This window comes from Vibrio sp. 10N.247.310.17, from assembly GCF_041466605.1.
Taxonomy (GTDB): Bacteria; Pseudomonadota; Gammaproteobacteria; order Enterobacterales; family Vibrionaceae; genus Vibrio; species Vibrio tasmaniensis_A.
Genome location: NZ_JBFSTC010000017.1, coordinates 1 through 20,384 on the forward strand (window position 1 = coordinate 1; position 20,384 = coordinate 20,384).

Annotated in this window: 17 protein-coding genes and 1 pseudogene; 7 read left to right on the plus strand and 11 right to left on the minus strand. The window is 42.9% G+C overall.

The window, feature by feature from the left end:
- Positions 1-162 precede the first annotated feature (162 nt).
- Complete coding sequence (locus tag AB6D80_RS07315) at positions 163-366, minus strand: CPXCG motif-containing cysteine-rich protein (RefSeq protein WP_012603956.1); 204 nt, start codon at positions 364-366, stop codon at positions 163-165.
- A 115-nt stretch (positions 367-481) separates the two neighbouring features.
- Positions 482-1,348 (minus strand): fructosamine kinase family protein, encoded by an 867-nt coding sequence (locus AB6D80_RS07320; protein WP_012603955.1) that lies wholly within the window; start codon positions 1,346-1,348, stop codon positions 482-484.
- Positions 1,349-1,802: 454 nt separating this feature from the next.
- Here AB6D80_RS07320 and AB6D80_RS07325 point away from each other — a divergent pair, with 454 nt between their 5' ends.
- Positions 1,803-2,147: a DUF3802 family protein gene (locus tag AB6D80_RS07325; protein ID WP_009846752.1), complete on the plus strand. Its 345-nt coding sequence runs from the start codon at positions 1,803-1,805 to the stop codon at positions 2,145-2,147.
- 91 nt (positions 2,148-2,238) lie between these two features.
- Here AB6D80_RS07325 and AB6D80_RS07330 read toward each other — a convergent pair whose 3' ends face one another.
- Positions 2,239-2,724 (minus strand): C40 family peptidase, encoded by a 486-nt coding sequence (locus AB6D80_RS07330; protein WP_017097841.1) that lies wholly within the window; start codon positions 2,722-2,724, stop codon positions 2,239-2,241.
- A 104-nt stretch (positions 2,725-2,828) separates the two neighbouring features.
- Between AB6D80_RS07330 and AB6D80_RS07335 the strand changes: the two are divergent.
- Positions 2,829-4,874 (plus strand): annotated as a pseudogene (locus AB6D80_RS07335) (methyl-accepting chemotaxis protein).
- Positions 4,875-5,097: 223 nt separating this feature from the next.
- On the opposite strand, the gene AB6D80_RS07340 reads toward AB6D80_RS07335, so the two are convergent.
- The gene (locus tag AB6D80_RS07340; protein ID WP_069591774.1) at positions 5,098-5,901 is read right to left on the minus strand and encodes a sterol desaturase family protein; all 804 of its coding nucleotides are present in this window, start codon (positions 5,899-5,901) and stop codon (positions 5,098-5,100) included.
- 68 nt (positions 5,902-5,969) lie between these two features.
- Between AB6D80_RS07340 and AB6D80_RS07345 the strand changes: the two genes are divergently transcribed.
- Together AB6D80_RS07345 and nagK are read left to right on the plus strand one after the other, a co-directional pair.
- Complete coding sequence (locus tag AB6D80_RS07345) at positions 5,970-6,716, plus strand: tRNA-uridine aminocarboxypropyltransferase (protein WP_017100056.1); 747 nt, start codon at positions 5,970-5,972, stop codon at positions 6,714-6,716.
- A gap of 163 nt (positions 6,717-6,879) precedes the next feature.
- Positions 6,880-7,788, plus strand: a complete 909-nt coding sequence (gene nagK / locus AB6D80_RS07350) for an N-acetylglucosamine kinase (protein ID WP_012603950.1) — start codon at positions 6,880-6,882, stop codon at positions 7,786-7,788.
- A gap of 179 nt (positions 7,789-7,967) precedes the next feature.
- On the opposite strand, the gene AB6D80_RS07355 is transcribed toward nagK, so the two are convergent.
- Complete coding sequence (locus AB6D80_RS07355) at positions 7,968-8,234, minus strand: DUF2960 family protein (protein ID WP_004733780.1); 267 nt, start codon at positions 8,232-8,234, stop codon at positions 7,968-7,970.
- A gap of 171 nt (positions 8,235-8,405) precedes the next feature.
- Here AB6D80_RS07355 and AB6D80_RS07360 point away from each other — a divergent pair, with 171 nt between their 5' ends.
- Positions 8,406-10,553 (plus strand): GGDEF domain-containing protein, encoded by a 2,148-nt coding sequence (locus AB6D80_RS07360; RefSeq protein ID WP_065680390.1) that lies wholly within the window; start codon positions 8,406-8,408, stop codon positions 10,551-10,553.
- A gap of 122 nt (positions 10,554-10,675) precedes the next feature.
- Here the strand turns inward: AB6D80_RS07360 and AB6D80_RS07365 are convergent, their stop codons facing one another.
- The 5 genes from AB6D80_RS07365 to AB6D80_RS07385 all read right to left on the minus strand — a co-directional run bounded on the left by AB6D80_RS07365 (position 10,676) and on the right by AB6D80_RS07385 (position 15,567).
- Complete coding sequence (locus AB6D80_RS07365) at positions 10,676-12,493, minus strand: bifunctional molybdopterin-guanine dinucleotide biosynthesis adaptor protein MobB/molybdopterin molybdotransferase MoeA (RefSeq protein WP_372188139.1); 1,818 nt, start codon at positions 12,491-12,493, stop codon at positions 10,676-10,678.
- Positions 12,493-13,077, minus strand: a complete 585-nt coding sequence (gene mobA, locus AB6D80_RS07370) for a molybdenum cofactor guanylyltransferase MobA (protein ID WP_009846744.1) — start codon at positions 13,075-13,077, stop codon at positions 12,493-12,495. Before mobA ends, AB6D80_RS07365 begins: the two co-directional genes overlap by 1 nt.
- A complete protein-coding gene (locus tag AB6D80_RS07375) occupies positions 13,055-13,774 on the minus strand; it encodes an energy-coupling factor ABC transporter ATP-binding protein (protein WP_009846743.1) in 720 nt (239 codons plus the stop codon). The genes mobA and AB6D80_RS07375 overlap by 23 nt, the downstream gene beginning before the upstream one ends.
- A 10-nt stretch (positions 13,775-13,784) precedes the next feature.
- Positions 13,785-14,483 (minus strand): ABC transporter permease, encoded by a 699-nt coding sequence (locus AB6D80_RS07380; protein ID WP_009846742.1) that lies wholly within the window; start codon positions 14,481-14,483, stop codon positions 13,785-13,787.
- A 277-nt stretch (positions 14,484-14,760) separates the two neighbouring features.
- Positions 14,761-15,567, minus strand: coding sequence for a substrate-binding domain-containing protein (locus AB6D80_RS07385; RefSeq protein ID WP_009846741.1), 807 nt, complete (start codon positions 15,565-15,567; stop codon positions 14,761-14,763).
- Between the two features lie 303 nt (positions 15,568-15,870).
- Between AB6D80_RS07385 and AB6D80_RS07390 the strand changes: the two genes are divergently transcribed.
- Both AB6D80_RS07390 and AB6D80_RS07395 read left to right on the plus strand, forming a co-directional pair.
- On the plus strand, positions 15,871-17,334 hold the full coding sequence (locus tag AB6D80_RS07390) for a sigma-54 dependent transcriptional regulator (protein ID WP_009846740.1): 1,464 nt from the start codon (positions 15,871-15,873) through the stop codon (positions 17,332-17,334).
- On the plus strand, positions 17,324-19,351 hold the full coding sequence (locus AB6D80_RS07395) for a cache domain-containing protein (protein ID WP_102250115.1): 2,028 nt from the start codon (positions 17,324-17,326) through the stop codon (positions 19,349-19,351). The genes AB6D80_RS07390 and AB6D80_RS07395 overlap by 11 nt, the downstream gene beginning before the upstream one ends.
- A 144-nt stretch (positions 19,352-19,495) precedes the next feature.
- Here the strand turns inward: AB6D80_RS07395 and AB6D80_RS07400 are convergent, their stop codons facing one another.
- Positions 19,496-20,383, minus strand: a complete 888-nt coding sequence (locus AB6D80_RS07400) for a mechanosensitive ion channel family protein (protein WP_009846738.1) — start codon at positions 20,381-20,383, stop codon at positions 19,496-19,498.
- Position 20,384: the final 1 nt, after the last annotated feature.

Genomic DNA, 20,384 nt, shown 5'->3' on the forward strand with positions numbered 1-20,384 from the left:
GACAGCTCGGAAGGATCCTTCAACCGATCACTTTGGCTTTAACTGATCGGCATTAACATTAAGTGCTCTTTTTTAATTTTTTTGTTTTTCTAGGCTAGCTTCAAAATCGAGGTGTAGCTTTAAATCGAGGTGTAGAGCCAACTCGACAAGAGAGAAAGTGTGTTAGAAAACTTGTTCGTCGTCTGCATCAATCGAGAGATGGATTCTGTCTCTCAATTCATCAACCTGCATGTCCAGATGAATTGCATTGCAACATGCAGGGCAATCGTCGTAAAAATCTTGGCTCCCATTAGATGCATCCAGCGTTATGCTAATTGCATGACCACAATGGGGGCAAGAAACATGTTTCTCTGTGTATTTATGCATGACGAATTATCCTCACTGTACTTGCACTAATCGTAGTAGCTTGTATGGGTCGTAACAAATAGCGATATCCAACGTTGCAACTTATATAAATCGTAGTAGCTAGCTGTGATTGGTATTAAACGGCCTGTATCTTCTGAATACACGCCTCAGTTTGTGCTAAATACTCGCCGCCAAATTGATTGCAGTGGTTGAGAAGATGGTACAAATTATAAATGTCTTTCCGATCAGTATAGCCAACGTCGAGTGGATTGACGCTCTGGTAACCTTCATAAAACTCTTTTGAAAACCCTTCAAACAGTTCAGTTAGCGCTAAATCACATTCATGATCGCCCCAATAACAAGCGGGATCGTAACAGATTGGCCCAAAGGCTGAGTTAGCAACATTACCGTTCCAAAGGTCGCCATGAAGCAAAGAAGGGCGAGGGTTGTGGCCTGCAAGACGCATATTCACGACATCAACAATATCATCGATATCGCCGAATTCGATGCCTTTTTCTTTTAACAATTGCAGTTGGAAGCCAATGCGTTGCTCAGAGAAAAAACGTCCCCATTTCTTATGCCAAGGGTTGGGTTGAAGGGTGCTACCAATATAATTGTCTTGGTCACAACCAAACTCTTTCTGTTCACCCCATTGATGCAATTGGGCAAGTTGAACGCCAAAGTCATAGCTATTATTGCTTGTTTCAAGCGGCTTGGTCGGCAAGTAATTAAGGATAATGAACGAGCATTCTTTGGTTTTACCAATCAGTACCAACTCAGGAACATAAACGGTAGAAGTCTCTCTTAACAAGCGTAAGTTCTCAGCTTCAATTTCAAACTTAGGTAAAAATTCTCGCTGGTTCACTTTTACAAAGTAACGTTCGTTACCATCGCTAATCATATAGCAATCGTTAATGTCGCCACCAGAAACCTTGGTACGTTCAGTTATCTGGAAGTTAAATAGAAGAGTATCTGAAAGTTGTTGAGAAATGGCCTGCCACATAGGAAATCCTCAAAGACTGAAGGTTAGAAATACTGTTTGTTTAATAGCAATAGTTTAGGATAAATCTGAGCAATTTATAGACGCACTCGTCAATGTTCTTGGCTCTTCTTCAACTAATGTAGAATCAATTGGCTGATTTGTGAACTCGAACTGATTCAAGCCCTTTGAAATCAAAACAGAAATTGAGAATGATATAAGGAAATAGTTTGGAACTAATCTCACGGCATGATGATTTTCATACAATAGAATCGCAGAAATAGGTTGAGATTATTTTTCACTATATTTTAGGTGTGTTTGGTGAAGTTAGGGTGTTTTGATTGAAATTTAAGCTTAAATGCTAACTCGGATCACTTTAATACAGTTTTTAGTAATAAAGAGATGACAAACAGACTCATATACATAGTATTAGGTAGGTACATATTAATCTGCTCTTGAGCTTAAACGGAGATTTATTGTGGTTGTAGAAACCGATGGCTATTTGGCTTTGATCGAACACTTATCATTTAACCTAGATGTCTTTACTAATAGTAATGGCGATACAGGTAATGAAAGTGTCGAAGACATCATCACTGACATGATATCAACAAACATCATGGCTATTTTCGAGCAAAACCCTGAGTTACATTCAAGCGTTCGTTTTCAACTATTGAAAGAAGCGGATTCAGTGGTGGCTGATTTAGGTGAAGTGTTAGCTGGTGTATGGTCAAAAAAAGCGACTAACGAACAAATTGTATTCTTAGATGAATACATCGCATTAGTGAAGAATCTGTTTGATACTGCGGTCGCTCAATACGACTAATTAGCTTCTAGTACATTTACTAGGCTAAACAGCGATAGGCGTTTAAATAGTACCTTCAAAGCAACTGTGTTATCAGTTAATCTTTTAATCACTATAAACGCCTAAAATGCCAAAACTTAGAGGCCCAATAAGGGTTATCCAATCTCGATATAATGACACCTTTCGATGTCGAAGCATGTAGGAATTGATTGTTTCCTAAATATACACCGACGTGTCGTACCGTCATCGATGTTTTGAAAAACACCAAGTCACCACTTATTGCCTGTCCATACGCTATTTCCTTTCCCTTTTTAACTTGATCTTTTGTGGTTCTCGGTAAGGCTTGCTGGGTCGCAGTTTGCACTGCGATTTGAACGAAAGCAGAGCAATCTACGCCTCTAAATGAAGTCCCACCGAAATGATATGGCACACCTTTCCACTGTTCATACACACTCATATACGCATTGGTCGTTGATTGCTCTAACTTTGACAGAGGCTTGTGTGCGGTTTGACTAAGCTGAGAAGGGGATGGCGTCGAGCTACAAGCAGCCAATGTTGCTAAAGTTATTGTAACTACAGCCATTTTTCTGAATTTCATATGTAACTCTTCTGACAAAAAACTGAAATATAAACGTCATCAAGGACTTCTAGTATACGAACTAACTTAAGGATATCTTTTTTCGTAGTCAAACTGGATTTCACATGCCCGACACAAATTTATCAATAAAACCTTCACGTTATACATTCTCGCTCATTCAAACCGTCACCGCTGTATTTATTTCCATTCTTTTGCTCGTCATCTTTTTATCTTTGGTCAGTCTCCGAGGCGTCGATCGGGTCGGGGGACATTTTGAAGCACTTTCGGAACAAGCATTACCTCTTGCATTAAACAACGCCGAATTAACACAAAGCGTGTTGGAGCAGGTAAAACTTCTTACTTATAGCACCCAATCAACCGATCTAAATACGCTTAGCACAACAGGCAACTCGATCGACGTGTTAGTTGCCGAAAGTAACCAAACGCTAGAAGAACTCCTCTTCATATCCCAATCTTTTCCTGACGCGATTTCCGTTGAACAAAAACAAAACTTAATCGAGAACATGGCGACCTTACAATTGATGACTAGCCAAGTGTTGTCGTCACAAATCGAAATTCAGAATAAGCAAAACCTCATCGATGGCCAAGTCACTGAGTTTCGCTATGGTGTGAGTTCCATCGGACCTGAAATGAACCGTATCAGTTCTTTCCTTGTTCAGAACAACCCAGAGGCTTCCGATGCGGCTAACCGATTCACAGCGAGTGCTTCTGCAATGGCGAACACCTTCCTAATGTTAATGATGCAATCAGACTTAGAAAAAGCGCAAGACGAATACAGAGAGCTTCGAAATCGAATTGCAGGCATTAACCTCGCGTATGATGACTTTTCTGAATGGCATCCAGACATCGTAGAGTTCGCAAGCTTAACAGCGCCTTATGAGATGGTTAAATCTGGCTTTGCAGATAACGGTGTATTAAGACAAATCCTGCAAAAGCTAGAACTTGTTGAGCAACAAGAAGCCGACCTAGCAAAAGTCATCCATCTGGCCAACACCGTGATAGGGACCTTAAATCAACTATCGAACACCGCTTCCATTTTAATTGATGAAAGCGAGTTTGTGGTCAATCAGACAATTGCGACGATAGACAAAGTACTATTTATTAGTGGATTAGTGATAACGGCCATCATTTCTATTTCATGGTTGGTATTACGTCGCTGGGTGAACAAAGGACTCAGAAACATTACTCAACAAATGAGCTTACTCGCGGAACACGATTTTTCAAAACAGAGTCAATTAGTTGGCCCATTGGAATTGCAAGTTATCGCATCAAAACTTAATTCTGTTGTCGACTCAACCGCTGATTCGGTGCGCTTGGTAACACGAAACTGTGAAACGCTTTATCAAACCGCGGAAGTCAGTCACGATGCCGCAGAGCAAACTAACTCAAGCTTACACGAGCAAAATGAATCACTTCAAAACATGATTACCACCATTACAGAGCTTGAAGCATCTATTGGTGAAATTGCACGTATTTCTAACGCCTCGAATGATGACGCCCAGCTTGCTGAAAGTGAGTCAGTAACAGGGAGTCAAGTTGTTGGACTTAACCAGCAGCGACTGCATGCACTAGAACACTCTCTAAGCATGAATGAATAATCGATGGCCGACTTAGACGGGCGTGTTAAACAGATTCGCGAAATGGTCGACATGATCAGCGGCATTGCTGACAACACTAACTTACTCGCATTGAATGCAGCAATAGAAGCAGCTCGAGCAGGAGATCAAGGCCGAGGCTTTGCAGTGGTCGCCGATGAAGTAAGAAAACTAGCCAGCGATACTTCCCAGCAAACCACTAATATTCGAAATATGATGAATGAATTGGTAGCAGCAGCTGATCGCTCACGGGCGTCTGTAACAGAGTCGAGAAACGAAATGGCGAATGCACTGGAAACCAGTGGAGATGTGAAACAAGCGTTTGAAAAAATCGAGGTAGCGGTTAGCCAGATTAAAGGACGTGTTGAACAAATCATGGTGGCGACTGAGCAACAGGCACGTGCAACGGTGGATGTGACACATTCGATCACTCGTGTTTCTGAACAAGGCGAGAATACTAAGTTACAGCTTGAATCCATGATCGAGAGTTCAGAGCAAGTCGGAGAGATAGCAGGGCACCAACAAGCTATGCTTCATAAATACGTGTTGAAATAAACGAGCGTGCTGAGTTAAGCTTGACAGCATAATAGTTGAAGCACCAAGTACGCTTAAATTCCTATTGATACAGAAACGCCCTTAAGTTTTCACAAGAATCTAAGGGCGTTTTGCTTTGGTATTAAGCTTGGTTTGTTATGGAGACGGGTTTGTTATTAAGATAGGTTTGTTATTAAGATAGGTTTGACCTCAGTTTAAACTTGAGACTCAACTGAATTCGAACCTAGTCTTTCGTTGTCGGGAATCGTGCAAATGGCTGACGTAGCATTAAGTCTAACCGTTGCTCTTTACCATCTTGAATCTCTGGAACGCCAATCTGAACGTTATCATGGCCAAGCTTAGGTTGAGCGCGATAGGTTTTGAACCAAATGTCCCACACCGATAAGAAAAAACCAAAGTTTGAGTGCGTTTCCTTAACAATGACCGAGTGATGAACTCGGTGCATGTCTGGTGTCACAATCACTTTTCTCAATCGCTTATCAATCCACAGTGGCAGACGCGCATTGCTGTGGTTAAACATCGCGCTGGCGTTAAGAACAATTTCAAAGATGACAACAGCGATGACAGGTATACCAAGCGCGATCACTAAACTCACTTTAATCAGCATTGAAATAATCATCTCGATTGGATGAAAACGAGTTCCGGTTGTGACATCAATATCTAGATCTGCATGATGAACTCGGTGTAACTTCCATAGCCATGAAACACGGTGAAACACCAAATGCTGCAGGTAAATAGCGCAATCTAACAGTAAAACACAGATGAGAATGCTGAGTTCTTTAGGAAGTGACAGGGTATTGAATAGACCCCATTGGCTTTCTTGTGCGATAACCGCCGCTTGAAATGCTGCGATTGGAATTAGAGTGGCTAATAGAAAACTGTTTAAAGCAACCAACGCAAAGTTGTTTCCCCAACGAAACCATTTACTCTGAGTCAGCGTTTTACGTGGAAAGCGGTACTCCCAAAGCGCACATGATCCAAAAACGACAATAAAACAAACAAGGCGAAGCAAGGATGGGTCTTGCATGGGAATTCCTTCTATCATTCTAGGGTCACTGTAAGTACAATCGTGCCACTTTTCTAGATCTATCGTTATTGTCCATGAGAATCCACGCTTTTCACCGTTTATATCAACACCGTTTATCCATTGCTACTAAGCCGTTTAATGCGCGCGGGTGTAAAGTAGTGCGATGTGAGTTCTGTAAAATAAAACAAGACAGCTGTATCTGCGAGCATCAACCTAACATTGATACGAACGTCGCGACTATGTTGATCTTGTCAGACAACGAAATCTTAAAACCAAGTAACACCGGTCGTTTAATTGTTGATACGGTAAAAGACAGTTACGCCTACCTTTGGCATCGTACTGAGCCAAATCAAGAGATGTTGGATGTTCTAAAAGACGACAAATACCAACCTGTGATCGTGTTCCCTGAAGACTATACCGACGACAAAACACGCGTGGTTCAAGATCTGCCACAAATGCGTGACCCAAACAAAACACTATTGCTGATCTTTATTGATGGTAGCTGGCGCGAGGCACGTCGAATTTTTCGTCGCTCAGAATATCTGCAAGATTTACCTGTGTTATCGATTGAGCCTGAGTCAGTTTCTCAATACATGATGCGAAAGTCAGACAACGAACAACATCTTTCGACAGCAGAAGTGGCGAGCTTGGTTTTGAAACAGGCTGGTGAAGAGCAGGGTGCCAAGACTTTACAGCTATGGTTTGAGACATTTCGGGAAAGTTACATGTTAAGTAAGACACGTTATAAGTCAGATCCAACCAAACCGAGCCTGAATGCTTTCATAGATCATACTAAAAGTGAGAAGTCACTCTAACCTTTAACCGCTTTGTGCTGACTTGTTGTTCAAACAAACTCAAACACGGGATAAGTTTGTCATCTATCACGGTTTGTAGGGGGAGTGTTATGGATAATGCTCTTTAGTTGTTTATTTACAAAAATTTATTTGCCCGAATTTAGGGAAAAATTGGAGAGATTTCATGTATTACGGCTTCGATGTTGGCGGCACAAAGATTGAGTTTGGTGCATTCAATGAAAAACTTGAGCGAGTAGCGACAGAACGCGTACCAACGCCCACTGAAGATTATCAACTGCTACTTGATACAATTGCTGGTTTGGTAAAGAAGTACGACAACGAATTTTCTTGCGAAGGCAAAATTGGTCTTGGTCTTCCTGGAATGGAAGATGCTGACGACGGCACAATGCTGGTTGTTAACGTACCAGCTTCAACGGGGAAACCACTACGCAAAGACCTAGAAGCGCTTATTGGTCGTAGTGTCAAAATTGAAAATGATGCAAACTGTTTTGCGCTTTCAGAAGCGTGGGATGATGAACTTAAAGACGAACCATCAGTAGCAGGCCTAATTCTAGGTACAGGCTTCGGTGGCGGTTTAGTTTATGAAGGTAAAGTGTTCTCTGGTCGTAACCACGTTGCTGGTGAATTAGGTCATATGCGCCTTCCTCTAGATGCTTGGTTCCACCTTGGCGACAACGCACCGCTACTGGGTTGTGGTTGTGGTAAGAAAGGTTGTTTAGACAGTTACTTATCGGGTCGCGGCTTCGAACTGATTTACGAGCACTACTTCGGTGAGAAGAAGAAAGCGATCGAGATCATTCAAGCATACAACGAAGGCGAATCAAAAGCCGCTGAGCACGTAGATCGCTTTATGGAGCTATTGGCTATCTGTTTTGCAAACCTGTTTACGGGTCTTGACCCACACGTTGTTGCACTGGGTGGCGGACTTTCAAACTTCGAACTTATCTACGAAGAGATGCCAAAGCGTATCCCTAAATACCTACTGTCTGTAGCGAAGTGTCCGAAAATCATCAAAGCGAAACACGGTGATTCAGGCGGTGTTCGTGGCGCTGCATTCCTTAACATTAAGTAATCGTTACTTACCGTTAAGCTAGCTAAGGTTAGATAGTTAAAAAGAACAACTAAAAATGCCGCAATCTCGAAAGAGGTTGCGGCATTTTTTATTGTTCAGTGTTTTCGTTTCTTCAGCTCTTAGCTCTAATTACAAACGAAAAGCTAGAAGCTACATATCAAGAAAAAGAGCCAGAGGGCTTACTTCTTCTTTTTACCAACACCAAGGTTGTCTTTTTGCTTCAATGTAAGCTTAGTAAAACCAAGCTTACGGAAATAGTTGTCTTGGTAGTTACGAACCGCTTTAGTATCAGAAATGAACTCAAGCTGCTGCTCAGTTTTTAGATACTCAGTGATGTCGATACCTTCAGCGGCTGCAACAGCTTCTTGGATCGTGCGGTGTTCTTGTTTCGAAAACAATAACTCTTTGTCTTCATCTTTATAAGTGTACAGAATGGTACGAGCCATAGTGCTCTCCAATATAATTATTACTTTGCGCGCACTCTACATAAAAACAGTACGCCACTCAAGATAATGATAGGAAATTACCACTTATTAGCCTCATGAATGGAATGTGTAATAAGCATTTTGTGGTATACTATTCGTTATTTTTTAATCTGGCTGACTTAAACGGAACTTATGAGCAATACGCTTTACCCAAAGATCATGGGAATTATAACGCGAATCCAGAACTACCCTGGAATCAAAGGATTAAAAGAAGTCGAAGACAGAATAACGAGTCTATGCGAAGCTAATAATCAACCGATCCCGGATTCAATCGCGCTTTTCCTTAAAGGTTTCACAAGCTATCGCCACGATAACCTTTCTGACGCTGCTGAGCATTATAAAGCCTGCCTAAACGTCATTGCTCCTGAAGAAATTCAACTATATGTATTTGTCATCGGGTTACTTGCGTCTACCCACAACATTCGTGGTGATTATCAATCAGCGTATGCTTGTTACTCAGAAACACTAGAAAACTTACACCTAGTTGATGACAATTTTAAGTCACTTATATTCTGTAATCTAAGTGACTTGCACTTAAGCTTAGAAAAATACGAACAAGCGAAGCAATATGCTCGTAAAGCCATTATTTCATCTCAAAATGCGAATCGCCTGTTAGATTGTGCTGTCAGCCATTTAAACCTAGCCTATAGCTGTGCACATACAAATGAGTTTGAGCAAGCGGTTAGCGCCATTATGGAAGCGAAAAGAATAGGCACCTCGCTTTCTAGTCACAGGACGATAGCTCTTTGTCATAGTTACCTAGGGCAAACCATGCTCTTGTGGGGAGGCTTCGATGATAGTGATGTATTAGATGCATTTTATCAGGCAGAAGAGCACTTCAAAAAATCGAGAGATGAGCATAATCGAAAAGAAAATTTGGTTTACTGGTTTCAATTCTTAGAAGGCATTGGAGAGCGAGAACAAGCAAAAGTAGGGTGCGCTTTTCTCGAACAGAATTTTGATCTAAAGAGTAGTTACCGTTCTTATGCTATCTATGCCCAAACTAAGGCGAAGCTCTTTCGAGATGAAGAGGATTGGTCTGGTTTAGCGGCACTTCAAACTCAGCATGTGGATCTTTTAGAAAAACACATGAGAAGTTATGAGCGCGAACAGAGCGAACGTATTCTAGAAGGGGTAGGTACCATTCAGAGTAAGAAGAAAAATGACGTTCTGACTCAAATGCAAAAATATATGGGTGCGCTCACTGATATTGGTCAATTCATAGCAACCGCTGCAGATTTAGAAAGCGTACTGCCTGAGATACTCCATAAGATAAATATGATTCTACCAACATCTGAGTTTGGGATTGCTATGTATGACGATAAATCAGACATACTCGACTACCGCTATTTTGTTGATACTCAAGGATTAATACCGAACCTAAAAGTAGTTTGCCAAGAGAACCAAACCATTGGTACGTATGTGATTCGCAAGCGAGCTACCGTTCATTTTAATAGCGCGACAGATGCGGCTCTAGAACCCTATATCGGTAAAACCACACAAGACGATAATTTCGTTACGTTTCGTGGCGAGCTTGATACTAACTCAATGATTCTAACGCCAATCATTCTTAATGAAAAATTAATCGGCTTTCTGTCAGTTCAGCATCATCTACCAAACCAATATCAGGAACACCACTGTCAGCTTATAGAACATTTAGCTAGCTTTATTGCCGTGTCGCTAGAAAATCAAAAGCAACGACAGCGTTTAGAAAGTGCGAATCAAACACTCGAAATCTTGAGTACTACTGACCCACTAACAGGTCTAGCTAATAGATATCAATTAGATAACATCACGCCAGTCTTAATACATAACGCTTACTACCAAAAACAATCTCTAGCGGTCCTTATGATCGATGTTGACGAGTATAAAGCTTATAACGATTTTCATGGGCATTTAGAGGGCGACGAAGCGCTTCGTATTATCAGTCGCTTACTTAAAAAAACATTCACAACCAAGAATGACTACCTTTTCAGATATGGCGGTGATGAGTTCATGGCGATTTGCTTCGGACAGAGTAGTAGTGATATTGAAAATAAGGTTGTCACTCTGCGAAAGATGTTAAATGAAGTCAAATTAGCAAACCCTAAAGCTCTCTATGCGGAACAATTAACACTCTCTATTGGTGGGGTTAACGTCGACTTAGCCAGTGACAATGTGGATCGAAACTTTAAAATGATTTGTGATATTGCAGACAAACAGCTCTATCAAATCAAAGAAAATGGCCGTAACAACTATAATTTGGTCGATTGCAGATTACTTAAAGTCGAGCTTGTTTAGTTCAACTCTGTATACAACCCCCCATAAAAAGAAAGCCCCTGATATCCAATATCAGGGGCTTCATCTATTTAGAGTATGTATTACTCTGAATTCGCTAGCTTAAAGCTAACAATCTTGTTTATTTACACACGACCTTGCAAAGGAATGATCGTCACCGTTTCACCGGCTTTTACAGTGTCTACCGCTGGTGAAATCTCGATTAGACAGTTTGCTTCGCTCATTGAACGTAGAATACCTGAACCTTGCTTACCGGTTGTTTTTACTTCAAGCACGCCTGATTCGTTCATTGAGAACACGCCACGGCTGAACTCAGTACGACCTTGACGAGAACGTAATTGCTCAGTCGCTATCGCGTTCGCTTTCACTGGTGTCCAGTTAGTTTGACCTTGTAGCTTGCGGATTGCAGGTTCTACAAAGTTAATGAACGACACCATCACGGCTACTGGGTTGCCAGGTAAACCGAAGAAAGGTTTGTCTTCAATTTTGCCGTAAGCAAGAGGGCGACCTGGACGCATGTTGATACGCCAGAAGTTAATCTCACCCAACTTATCTAACGCGAGTTTGATGTAGTCAGCATCACCAACAGACACGCCACCAGAAGTCAGAACTATATCGGTCTCTAACGACGCAGCATGAAGTACATCCATCATCTTTTGTTCGTCATCTTCGATAATGCCGTAATCAACGATGTCGCAACCTAGCTTTTGAAGCATGCCGATGATAGTGAAACGGTTCGAGTCGTAGATAGAGTTTGGCTTTTGCTCAACGCCCGGTGCCTGAACTTCATCACCCGTTGAGAACACACCCACCTTCACTTTACGCAGAACAGGGCAGGTACCGAAACCTAACGACGCCATCATACCCATTTCTGGTGCTTCGATGCGTGTGCCACGTGTAAAGACAGGTTGGCCAATTTCTAAATCTTCACCGGCCATACGGACATTTTGTCCAACGGAGATTTTCGCATCTGGGAAGCTAACTTTATCGCCATCTTGCACGGCTTGCTCACGCATCACAACAACATCAACGCCATCTGGCATTGGTGCACCCGTCATGATCTTAACAGCTTCACCTTGTTGAACGGTTTTGTCGTAGCTGTGACCAGCCATAACTTCAGCAACAATGTTGTAGCTATCCAATTCAAGATCTTCACTACGAATCGCGTAGCCATCCATTGCAGAATTAGTATTCTGTGGGACGTTGATTGGCGAGATCACATCTTCAGCCAACACACGACCGTAGCCTTGCAGTAATTCAACACTCTCTGTGAGATCAAGCGCGTCAATGCTATCAACAATCTTTTGTTGGCCCTGAGTTACGGTTAAACCTGCTGGAGAGAACGAATCACAACACACCGCGGGCGCTGCGTCTTTTGAAGATGAGCATGACGCTGCTTTGCCTTTTGTAGAGGAAAGGTCAAAGGACTGCGCGTAATCGATGATGAAATCACGAATCGCTTCTAAGTCGTTGATCGACATTTGAGGTAAGTCAGATTCAACGTGGCTATCAGCAGCAATAGCAATGATGTTGTCATCGTTTTGGTACAACCAAGGTTTACCCACTTCATCACGGTGAAGCTCGATTTTAGGGAAAGCAATGTTCTTACAGCCTTCAACCAAAATCAGATCAAGTGTGTTGGTATCAAAACGAGTCAACAGGTAATCAAAATCGGCTTCTGCTTCTGGAGTCTCAGTCATCATCACATGACGGTTACGCGAAGCTATCAGCATTTGATTTGCGCCCGCTTTGCGTAAACGGTAGCTGTCTTTGCCCGGCTTATCGACATCAAAATCGTGGTGAGCATGTTTTAGCACACCAACTTTTAAACCCGACTCTGTCAATAAAGGAAGCAGAGCTTCTAATACGGTTGTTTTGCCTGTGCCACTGTAAGCAGCAAACCCCAATAGAGGAAGGTTAGGGCGTTGTTTAGAATCTTTCATTATTGAAGCGTTCCGAATTGGGTGAGTTCTTCTGGCGTGTTGAGATTAACAAAGCAGTTAGGAGAATCGCTAAAATCAACGTATTCCGTGACACACTCTTTGTACAGCAAGATAATTTTACGATCACCACGTTCCAAAAACGCTTCTAACTTTGGTAGAACACGTTTGTGGAATAGGGTGAATACTGGTTGCTTAAATTCGCCATCATGCGCGACAAGAATGTCGCTGTCTTCTTTTACTGCTGCACAAAAACGTTCAACAAGGTCATCACTAATCTGTGGGCTGTCGCAAGGGACAAAGCCGACCCAATCTGTGCTCGCGTTTTTAAGGCCAGCATGAATGCCGCCCAATGGGCCTGGATAGTCAGGGAAAGAATCGGAAACAACCGGTGCAAATGCTTGGTAACTGTCTAAGTTACGGTTGGCATTGATGGTAATGCTGACATCTTGTTGTGACAGCTTGTTAATAACGTATTGAATGAGCGGAGAACCGTTGAGCTCAACGAGTCCTTTATCTTTTCCGCCCATGCGGCTGGCTTGTCCGCCAGCCAAAATAACCCAACTAGTTTGCGTTGGAAGCAGCATAAATATTCTCTTGTGCTTTGTTCTTTTTAATAACTTGCAGAAGCGGTGATTCAGTCAAAGTGTTGTCCTTGATCCACCACTGCTTCTTACATAAATCGGTTAACGCGTTAGTTTGGTGGCTAGTGATGACCAAACTCGCGCCTCTCTGAAGAAGATCTTCGGCCATAATCACCAATCTTTCAATAGATTCTTTGTCTAAAGAAGCACTTGGTTCATCCATAAGCAAGATTGAAGGCTTAAGAATCCAAGCACGGGCCATTGCCACGCGTTGGCGCTCACCACCAGACAACACAGAAATGTGCTCATCTGCCAAGGTTTCTAAACCTACCATTCTTAATGCATTAATTATTTGAGCTCGCTTATCTTTTTGACTCTCTTTATTAAAGCGAATGCCATAAGCGACATTTTGGTACACCGAGCCATCAAAAAGGTAAGGAGTTTGGTGGAGATAGATGATGTCTTTAAATTTTAACCGAGGAAACAGGCTATGTTGCCAGCTTTGTGTCGGAGACTGAATACGGCCAGAGCTCGGCTTGATCAATCCTGATAAGATTTTAAGTAGGGTCGTTTTGCCAACGCCATTGTCCCCTTTGAGATAAATGGCATCGTTGGGGCCGATCGACAATTCGGGGATGTGGAACAAAACACGCTCTTTGTAGCGCATTGAAATTTGCTGCGTTGTTATTTTTATACTCATGACAGCGTTCCTAAGTTCTTAAATAGCCTTTTCCTCTCACACTGGAAAGGAAAAAGTTAAGGGCTAATGCCAATGCTAATAACACCATACCGAGGGCGACGCCTTGAGCGAATGCGCCTTTGTGGCTTTCCATGGCGATAGCTGTTGGGATGTTTCTTGTCATCCCCATAATGTTGCCACCCACCATCATTGAACAACCTACTTCTGTGACGATACGAGAGAAGGCAGCAATGGTTGCAGCCAATAGAGGGAAACGAGTTTCCCAAATCAAGGTACACGCGACTCGTGTTGTTGATACGCCAAGAGTGCGCGCTGTTTCTACTGCTCGGCGGTCACTGGCCTGCAGAGCGCCATGCATCATCGCAACTAGGATAGGGAAACAGATCAGCATCTGACCTAGAATCATCGCCTTTTGCGTGAACAGTAATTGCCAGTCACCTAAAGGACCAGAACGAGAGAGCATCATGTACATCAACAAGCCAATTACCACGGTCGGTATCGCTTGTAAGGTGTTGATCACCGAAAGCAGCGCCCATTTACCGGGGAATTCGGTGTAAGCCAGTAAGAAAGCCATAAGGATTGCAGGAACAATCACTAATGAGATGGCGGACAAAGATACACTGAAGGATACCGCGACGATTTGCCACAATTCGTGGTCAAAACTCACCAGTAGATTCATTGCATCAATCGTTGTTTGCCATAAGGTCATGAAGTATCTCGTTTGAATCGATAATAGGCTTTTATCGGTAGTGTCTGATGTTAATCATAGCTGACACAAACTATTTGAGCCTGTATTGGTCAGCTATTGTTTCTAAGCGTGAATGCCTTTAAAGCAAGACGGTTTTTAAACGTGATTATTTAGGTGGTCTCGTTGACTGTTTAGTTAAGCGTAGCGCTAGTTGGTTAGGGTTAAACCTTCAACGCTACGCTTTACTCACAACCCACGACTCATTTCTTACAACAAGCTATTCTGCGCTTGCAACCAACTATTCTGCGTTTGCAACAAACAGTTGTTTGCCGTGCAGTTTAAAGTCGTTGATCAGTTTCTGGCCTTTAGGGTTAACCAACCAATCACTGAATACTTTCGCTGCTTGGTAATTGATGCTTGGGTAGCGTTCTGGGTTAACAAGAATCACTTGGTAAGGGTTAAATAGGTTCTTGTCGCCTTGGAACAACACTTTAAGGTCAAGTTTGTTTTGGTAAGCTAACCAAGTACCGCGGTCTGTCATGGTGTAGCCTTGCATTTCAGACGCCATGTTCAGAGTTGGGCCCATTCCTTGACCAACGCTGCGATAGCCGCCAAAGTTCGGCTCCATCTTAGTTTGCGCCCAAATACCCATCTCTTTCTTATGAGTACCAGAGTCGTCCCCACGAGAAACAAACGTCACGTTGTTGTTCGCGATTGCTTTGAACACATCAGCTACTGCTTTTTGAGATTCAATCTTCGCAGGGTCGCTTTGTGGGCCAACGATAACAAAATCGTTGTACATCAGCTTACGAGGTAAAACGCCGTAACCTTTTTCAACGAAGTTCGCTTCAGCTTTTGGTGCGTGAGTCATTACCAAATCAACATCACCGTTTTCACCCATGCGAAGTGATTTACCCGTACCCGCAGCGAGAACATCAACCTTAATACCAGAATCCTTTTCGAACTCAGGCAATAAGTAGTCCAGTAAGCCTGAGTGGTAGGTACTTGTGGTTGTCGCCAATTTGATATGAGTGGTGTCTTCCGCGCTGCTAGCCGTGTAACTGACGATAGATAGAGCTGCAATAGTTAGGGGAATTGCTTTCATTATTATTATGTCCATTCTGTTATAAATGAATGACATGCCTCTATTTTTAAAGGGCTCAAAGAAGGGCATGTGCATAAGACGCTAATTGTTGTAATTAGGAATCTACACCTAATAAGCAATCTTAATGCCAATAAATAGTGCATCAAATTTCATTAAATTGCTGTTATATCGAACAAAACTGCGTCATTTAGGCTAACAAAATGCATTAAAATATGAGCTAGGACAAAATGTCGCACATTGTCCCTGTCGCACAAAAGGTTAATTGGTACACTCTGTCCCAACTTTCCCCATCGGCTAATCATTATGTCTTTACCTAGTTCACCTGCATCGAACCTCAACCCAAACACATTGACTCAATATCAAGCGTTTTCCGTCTTGGTCGTGGACGATGAAGTCGGGATGCAGGCTATTCTAAAGAAGGCCCTAGGTAAGTTCTTTGGCAAGGTATCGAGTGCAGGGTCTGTTGAAGAAGCTGAAATACTGCGTTCGAGCGAACATTTTGATCTCATTGTTCTTGATATCAACCTGCCAGGACGCTCTGGCATTGAGTGGGAAGAGGCTTTTAACGACAACGACAAACGTGCCGATGTTATTTTCATGACTGGCTATGCTGATCTAGAGATGACCATATCTGCGCTTAAGCTTGGCGCTTCAGACTTCATTCTTAAACCTTTCAACTTAGAACAAATGATACAAGCTGTACTACGTTGTATGGATAAGCGCCTTGACCAAAGAATGCAATACGCATTGAAGCGTGATGTTAGCCGTCATATCAAGACCGAGTTAATCGGTAACTCAGATAAAACCAAACAGCTTAAATTGCTGATCAGTCAATTTGCACCCTCTCGAGCATCCGTTCTTATAGAAGGTGAGTCAGGTACAGGTAAAGAGCTAGTTGCACGTGGTGTACATGAAGCCAGTAAACGTACAGGGCCATTTGTGCCAATCAACTGTGGCGCAATCGCCCCAGAACTTCTTGAAAGTGAACTATTCGGGCATACCTCTGGCGCATTTACCGGCGCGAAGAAAAACCGTGAAGGTCTATTCAGAGTCGCAAGTGGTGGCACCTTGTTCCTCGACGAAATTGGTGAAATGCCACTACCAATGCAAGCAGCGCTGTTGCGTGTGTTAGAGCAACGCACTATTCGTCCAGTCGGTAGCGAGAAAGAAATTGCCGTTGACGTACGAGTAGTGGCGGCGACTAACCGAAACCTTCAACAAGAGGTCGAAAAAGGGCACTTCCGTCGCGATCTATTCTACCGACTCAATGTCCTTAAAATTGATGTTGTGCCATTGAGAGAACGTCCATCAGATTTAATTGAGCTTGTTCCGTATTTCACTCGTCTTTTAGCAAGTGAACTTAGTGTACCGGTCCCAAACTGGGCGCATGAAGACATTTTGGCGATGAATGAATACGAATGGCCAGGAAATATTCGCGAACTCAAGAACCTAGTCGAAAGATGCATTCTTTTAGACAAGCCACCAGCGCACTATTGGCGCGAAATTAATGGCGATCCTGCGCCCACCAGCATTTCAGTGACAGTGTCACATGGAGCGGAAATACCAAACTTGAATAACGTAGACGCTGCAGAAGGTTACCCCAACACTTGGACACTCAAAGAAGTAGAAAAATCTCATATCGAGCAACTGGTGAGTTTTCATGATGGTAATAAATCCGCAGCTGCAAGAGACCTCGGCGTTGCACGGAAAACGCTAGAGCGTAAATATAAAGATTGGAACACAGAAGGCTCTGAATATGCCGATTAGACGTCATTGGTGGTCAAAGTGGACGTTCCGGTTCAAAACCATGGTGCGTTATCGTCTGTTATTTTTGACGTCAGCGCCGATCATCTTAACTTTATGTGCTCTTGTTGCGATCACTTTGTATTGGTCTGTCCATTATACGTGGCAGGGGGCTTTGATCGATGTTGACGAGCGTTTGGACGTTGCCGACAACAGTATCCATCTAATTCAAAATCAACAGGCCTATAACGTTCAAGCATTCGCTGAGTCTTATAACTTTCGAATCAAACTTACGAGTGATATTTCAAAGGAAGAGCTCACTCGCTGGGTTTCTGAAAACAAATCTCGCTATGAGCTCGACTTTTTGCGTTGGAGAAGTGTTGAGAGCATGGGGAAAAAGCATGAATACCTCGACCTGACACGCAAAGAATCGTTCTTTAGTGTATTGAGCCAAAATGAACTCAACGATTTAGACCAAAACCTTGCAAGGCAAGCCGAAGTCCCAATGCTCAATAATCAAAACGTTGAAACTCGGGGTTTAGTTAGCCGAACTGTTGTGTCAATTAGAGACAAGAATGATCACGTTATTGGTTTTCTTGATGGCGGGATCCTACTTAACAACAGCACACAGTTAGTTGATCAGATCAGCAATTTGATCTATCCACAACGTGATGGTTTTAATCGCCGCATAGGTACCGTCACTGTGTTCCTTGATGACCTACGTGTCAGCACTAATGTACCGTTGAGCAGTGAAGACAGTGCAGGGCGCGCAATTGGTACTCGCGTTTCTCATGAGGTTCATTCAAAAGTATTGAATCAAGGGCAAAAGTGGTTAGACCGAGCATATGTTTACGACGCTTGGTACATCACCGCTTACCAACCAATCCACGACCAGTTTGATAACGTTATTGGCATGCTTTATACCGGCTATCTAATCTGGCCACTCGTAGAGACGTATCTGACTAACCTTGGTGAAATCAGCATCACCATCATATTACTGCTGTTAGCTTCAGGTTTGATCGTACACCGTGGTGCTCGCGATCTTTTCAACCCAATTGAACGCATCCATAAAGTCGTAAAGCTCGTCCAAATGGGGCAAGACAAGCGAATCGGTACGTTGGGTTTGGATGATCAACACGAACTTACGTTGCTTGCGAAACAGTTCGACAAAATGTTAGATCTGCTCCACGAGCGTAATCAAGAGATTCAACAAGCTGCGTCTGAACTCGAATGTAAGGTTCATTCTCGTACCGCCAGTTTGAAAGAGAAAACGGAAGAACTCGAACTGCACATCCAGCTTCTTAACCAAGCTAGAGATAAGCTGGTGGTCAACGAAAAATTAGCCGCGTTAGGTGAGTTAACCGCAGGTATTGCCCATGAAATCAATAATCCGACAGCGGTAATTCTAGGCAATGTTGAACTAATGAAGTTTGAACTCGGCGATGAAGTGGCTCGTGTAGACGAAGAAGTCCACGCGATCATGGAGCAGATCGACCGAATCCGAAACATCACACGAAGCTTACTTCAATACAGCCGACACGGTGGTGTACAAGACGAAATTACTTGGCAACATATCAATCCAATTGTCGATGAAAGTATTACGCTCGTAAAAACAGGCGCAAAAAAGAAAGGCATTGTGTATGTCTCGCAATTGAATGCTAAAACCTCAGTCGAAGTGAACCGAAACCAATTGCTGCAAATTCTAGTGAACCTGCAAATGAACGCGATTCACGCGATGGACGGACAGGGCACATTGACTATCTCGAGTGAAGATTGGGTTGAAAATGGAGTATCTCATGGTGCGATCGTTCATGTTGAAGATGAGGGCTGTGGTATTAAGGAAGAACAACTGAAACGTATATTCTCTCCTTTCTATACCACCAAAAGAGACGGTACAGGCTTAGGTTTGTCCGTTTCTCAAAGTATTTTGAGCCAAACGGGCGGCGAAATACGAGTTGAATCCGAAGTAGGTAAAGGAAGTCGCTTTAGTATCTATCTTCAGCAAAAAGCCACACCGCAGTTGTTGGTGTCTAACCTTTAATCAAAGTTTGAACCACAAAGACATAAAAAACACCTCCGCACTTAAGATAAGTTCGGAGGTGTTTTTATTTATGGCTAATCATTTGAAATGAATACAAGCCATTTCAAACGATTACGAGCGCCCAAAACATGAAAAGCGTTAAGCCTAATGCGCTGCCACTGAAATCTTCGGTGGGTTGATGTTGTGCTTCTTAAACTCTTTCATCACACGCAAGGTTATGTCGGTTTCAAACAACTTCTCATACGCGGTATCCACCACATAAGCCTTACACGTCAACTGTATCGCTAGGTAGTTGTCGGTAATCGTCTGTTTAACCAGAACCGTTACAGGCTTTGGCAAGTGTATGTAACGACTTGAAGACGCGGCTTCTTGAATCAGGTCGCGGGCTAGGGTGATGTCTTCATTCATACCGACGTAAAACGGAATCACCACTTGCATGTCCAATGCGCCATAGTTACCACTGGTGGTCACTTCATTTAAGAACTTGTTGTTCGGAATAGTAATGATGTCATCGTTCAGGGTTCTCATTCGTACCGAACGTAAACCAATGGTGATGATGTCGCCGTAGTTGCCTTCAAACGTGACGCGGTCACCAACCTGAAACGGTCTGTCAATCATCACAGTGATGCCGGCGATAAACGATGCTGCCAAGTCTTTAAGCGCAAAGCCGACCGACACGGCGAGCGTACCACCAATCAAAGCTAAGATTTGGTCGTTGATTCTAAAGCTCATCATGAACACGATAAGACCGGTGCTCACGTAGATAAAGAACTGAGTAAACGATTGCAGCTTTTGTAGCAGCATTCGATATTGCACGAACTGACTACCAAAACTGGTCACTAACGAATTGATGAACTTAAGCAACAACCACATTGCGGCAATAACGATCATGGAGAAGAACACGCCGCTCCATCGCACCAAGCTCGCTATCTTAGAGATGTTTTCTACGTTAGCTAACTCTTCCGTCGCAAAGGTCGGGAAACTGACAGCACTTGCCAAGCCAACAAATAGTAGGATAAATAACTTCTTCATT